Source organism: Alcanivorax sp. HI0083, assembly GCF_001635175.1.
Genome location: NZ_LWFX01001726.1, coordinates 1 through 4184, shown reverse-complemented (window position 1 = coordinate 4184; position 4184 = coordinate 1). Strand labels below are relative to the sequence as shown.

3 protein-coding genes are annotated in these 4184 nt (G+C 59.2%); all 3 read right to left on the bottom strand.

What is annotated here, in order from left to right; translation table 11 throughout:
• Positions 1–1509, bottom strand: a 1509-nt coding sequence (locus A3754_RS25125) for a trypsin-like serine protease (RefSeq protein WP_082904833.1), incomplete at its 3' end; no start/stop codon positions are given.
• Positions 1510–1763: 254 nt separating this feature from the next.
• Positions 1764–3113 (bottom strand): DNA recombination protein RmuC, encoded by a 1350-nt coding sequence (locus A3754_RS25120; RefSeq protein ID WP_082872385.1) that lies wholly within the window; start codon positions 3111–3113, stop codon positions 1764–1766.
• The gene (locus A3754_RS25115) at positions 3110–3901 is read right to left on the bottom strand and encodes a TatD family hydrolase (protein ID WP_063521653.1); all 792 of its coding nucleotides are present in this window, start codon (positions 3899–3901) and stop codon (positions 3110–3112) included. The genes A3754_RS25120 and A3754_RS25115 overlap by 4 nt, the downstream gene beginning before the upstream one ends.
• Positions 3902–4184 lie beyond the last annotated feature (283 nt).

Below are 4184 nucleotides of genomic sequence, written 5' to 3'. Positions count from 1 at the left end.
GCTTGCCGAGCTATCGTCCGCCGGGTAATCCCCGTTATCGGTCCACACCTGCACTGCCAGGCTATCATCGCCCTGACCGTCCAGAATCAGTTGCTGGGACGCCACTTCACCCGGCGACATATCGCCAAGCCCGCATTGCACCAGGCCGCCCCCGGCACAGTTCTCAGGCAGTGACACCGGACTCCACCCGGACGGCAAGGTAAAGCCAACCCGCACCCGCGCCGCTGCCTGATGGGTCGCCGCATTGGTGACCTGGGCATTGACCCGCACCAGGCCATCATTGCCCCGCTGCGTGGTCAGGCTGAGTACCACATCCGGCTCATTGCTGAAGACCAACTTGAAGCTTTCGCCCAGGCCGGCGAAATAGTCATGGGACACACTGCTAATCGGCTCAACGCGAACCTCATCCACCCAGCGGCCACTGGCACTGAGAACGACACTGTAAGTCTCGGTTTGCTGGCCAAGCGTCAGATCCGTGCTGCCACGGCAATCTGTATAGCCACTGCGCTTTACACAAGCCAACCCGGGAACACGTACCGTGAGCCCGTTCTTGTGCGTGACTCGCAGGCCCACATTATTGGCCAGGGTCTGCTGGCTGGTGTTGGTAATACCGGTACGCAGCGTGGTGGCAGCCCCTGGGCTGCTGTAGGTATCAGCGGTGGCGCCCGTGAGGGCAAGATCCACAAGGCTGCCCGAGGTGGTTTGTTCCAGCCAGGTCAGATAACGGTCCACACGGGTATAAACTGCCGGCACGCCGGCGGTGGCACACTGCTCATGGCCGTAGCTGGTAACCCCGACCAGCCATTGCTGCCCCGGCTCGCCGTACACCAAAGGCCCGCCACTATCACCCCGACAGGAATCCTGGGCGACACCCCGGGGGTTCATTTCACCCGCACAAATCTGGTTACCGCTCAGGTTGCTCCACTGGCTGGCGCAATAGCCGCTGGACACGTAGTCCACACGGGCTTCGCGCAGAGAATTGGAAAGGCCATTGCCGCTGGGAGAGGTGGAGCCCCACCCCATTATCTGCAGGGCTTCGTCGCTACTGCCCCTGGTCAGCGCAGACACGGTCTGCGGTTTGGCCAGGTCCAGTGGCGTGGCGGTGCTGTCTGAGGCCAGCTGCAACAGCGCCAGATCATTGTGGAAAGTGACAGCACGGTAATCCGGGTGCACCCGCACCGAGGACACCGCCAGGCGCTCCGGCGGATTAGCGGTTGTGCGATCCAGGCTCCCCAGGGCCACAAACAATTGCCCCGCCTGCAAGGTCGCACCGCTGGAAGTCACCACACAGTGTGCGGCCGTCAGCACCCAGCCGGGCGCAATCAAGGTTCCGCCACACAGCGTGGCAGCGTAGGCAGGGTTTCCGGATCGACTGATTTCCACTTCGGCCATCCACGGCCGGATTGTTGCTACGTCCTGTCCCCCGATAATGCGAGGTTGAGCGTCAAGCGCCGATACCGTTTGAGCCAGGCCCATCCCCAGCATCAGGGCGAACATCAAACGATACATAAAATTACCTTTCGTTAGCATTACGTTACGGAGCGCATACTAACTAAGGTTTTCGGCGTAATCCTGTGACCCAGTTCTGATATTACAATGGTGGCACATTCGTACCTGAAGACACTGAAAAATGACCACCAAGTCCCGTCATTTTCCGCCCTCTTTTGCCACTTTTAGCGACAAAGTTCATCAAATTGCAAGCAATTNCACTGCATTTAAATTATCTAAAATTTACTTTATATAAAGTAAACATTTTACACTTCTTATGTTTCTTTACGGCCTGACTGATCCGTCATCCTGACCCCATCATCCTCATCATCGCCAGGCTCCGGTAACGCCTTGCGTGCTTTGGCGCCCAGATCCTTCAATTGCTGGGCCTGGCGGTAAAGATTGCCGCGGCCACTGCTGAGACGTTTGAAGGTGGTGTCCCATGCCGTCTGGGCCTTGCCGATCTTGTCACCCAGATCGTCCATGGATTCCCCGATCAGCGACACCTGGTCACAGATTTTCCCGGCACGATCGGCAATATCCAGCGCATTGCGGTTCTGGTATTCGTAACGCCAGATATTCTGGATGGTGCGCAGGGTCACCAGTAGCGTGGTCGGGCTGACCAGGACAATGTTGCGGGCAAAGGCATCCGTATAGAGGCTGGAATCCTGCTCCATCGCCACCATGAAAGCCCCTTCGATGGGAATAAAGAGCAGCACGAAATCCAGGCTGCGGATCCCTTCAAGGCCACTGTAATCCTTGGTGTCCAGGCCCTTGATATGGCTGCGCAGTGAGGTCAGGTGATCACGTAATGCCTGTTCGCGCTCCTCTGACGTAGACGCCGAAGACAACCGCTCATAGGCAACCAGAGACACTTTCGCATCAATCACCACATCCTTGTTTTCCGGCAGGTGAACGATGGCATCGGGCAGGCGACGCTGGCCGCTCTCGTCCTTCAGGGTGACCTGGGTTTCGTATTCACGGCCCCGGGTCAGGCCGGAAGACTCCAGCACCCGCTCCAGAATCATTTCACCCCAGTTACCCTGGGTCTTGGCCTGCCCTTTCAACGCATCGGTCAGGTTGCGGGCGTCTTCGTGCATCTGCTGGTTCAGGCTTTTCAGGTGGCCCAGCTGTTCGATCAGGGACGCCTGGGCGCGGGTCTCGTCACTGTGAATCTGGTCCACCCGGCGACGGAAATCCGCCAGCTGCTCACGAAACGGCTTGAGCATGCCATCCAGGCCCTGTTGGTGCTGCTCCTGCAGCTGCTTGCCGCGCTGCTCAAGCACCTTCCCTGACAGGTTTTCAAACTCCTGTTTCAGCTGGTTGCGGCTTTGCTCGGAAAAGGCCAGTTTCTCCTGCTGGCCAGCCAGACGTTCTTCCAGCCGCGCTTTCTCGGACCCCAACTGTTGCAACTGCGCGTCGCTGTCCCGTTGACGCTGTTGCTGCTCTTGCAGCTGCTGCTTGAGCAACGGCACCTGGGCCAAGGGCTCGCTCAAGGCCTGCTTTTCCGCCAACAGCGCCGCCTCGCGAACCGCCGCCCGGCGCCGCTCGATCAGCACAGCCAACAGTGCCGCCACGGCTCCACAACATAGCGCTGCCAGCGCCATCATTGCATACAGATTCATGCCTGCGCCTTGTTAAACAGGGAAAAGAAATTATCCGCGGTGGCCTTGGCCAGCTCCGCCACACTGACCCCCTGAAGCTCGGCGACGCATTCAGCCACTTGCGCCACGTAACGCGGTTCATTGGGCTTGCCACGGAACGGCACCGGCGCCAGCCAGGGCGAGTCGGTTTCAATCAGCAGCCGCTCCAGCGGCAGCTGCTTCACGGTGTCGCGCAGGGCCTGGGCATTGCGGAAGGTCACAATGCCGGAGATGGAAATATAGAAACCCATCTCAATGGCCTGCAGGGCCATGTCCAGATCCTCGGTGAAACAGTGCAACACCCCGCGCACCTGACCACCACCATGCTCACGCAACAACGCCAGCGTGTCTTCCTTGGCGCCACGGGTATGCACCACTAGCGGCAGGCCGGTTTCCCGAGCCGCCTGAATATGGGCCACGAAGTAGCGTTGTTGCCACTCACGCTCTTCCCTGGCGTAAAAGTAATCCAGCCCGGTCTCGCCAATCGCCACCACCTTGGGGTGCCCGGCCCGCTCCACCAATTCGTTGGGTTGTGGCTCGCGGGATTCCTTGTAGAGAGGGTGCACGCCAACGCTGGCAAACACGTTCTCGTATTGCTCGGCCAGTGCCTGCACCTGCGGGAAGCTTTCCAGATCCACACCGATACACAGCATATGGCTGACCCCCGCCTGCGCCGTGGCCGCCATCATCGTCTCGAAATCGCCACCATGGGCGTCAAGATTCAGGCGATCCAGATGGCAATGGGAATCCACAAAAGGGGTAGCAGACATGGAACACTCCGAGGTTAAAAACGCTGGCATTGTAGAGCAGATAGGCAACAGGCGACACGCTGCACGTGGCCACGCTTGATGCCAGACGCCGGATGCTAAACGCAAAAGCGGCAATACCTTGGGGTATTACCGCTTTAAAACTGAATGACTCAACGCCGGGATTTAGCTTCTAGCTTCTAGCTTCTAGCTTCTAGCTTCTAGCTTCTAGCTTCTAGCTTCTAGCGTCCGGCGTCCGGCGTCCGGCGTCCGGCGTCCGGCGTCCGGCGTCCGGCGTCCGGCGTCC

What these genes read in the sequence shown, in the direction of transcription:
- A3754_RS25120 (WP_082872385.1), bottom strand. Translation starts at nt 3,113, where the DNA reads ATGAATCTGTATGCAATGATGGCGCTGGCAGCGCTATGTTGTGGAGCC.
- A3754_RS25115 (WP_063521653.1), bottom strand. Translation starts at nt 3,901, where the DNA reads ATGTCTGCTACCCCTTTTGTGGATTCCCATTGCCATCTGGATCGCCTG.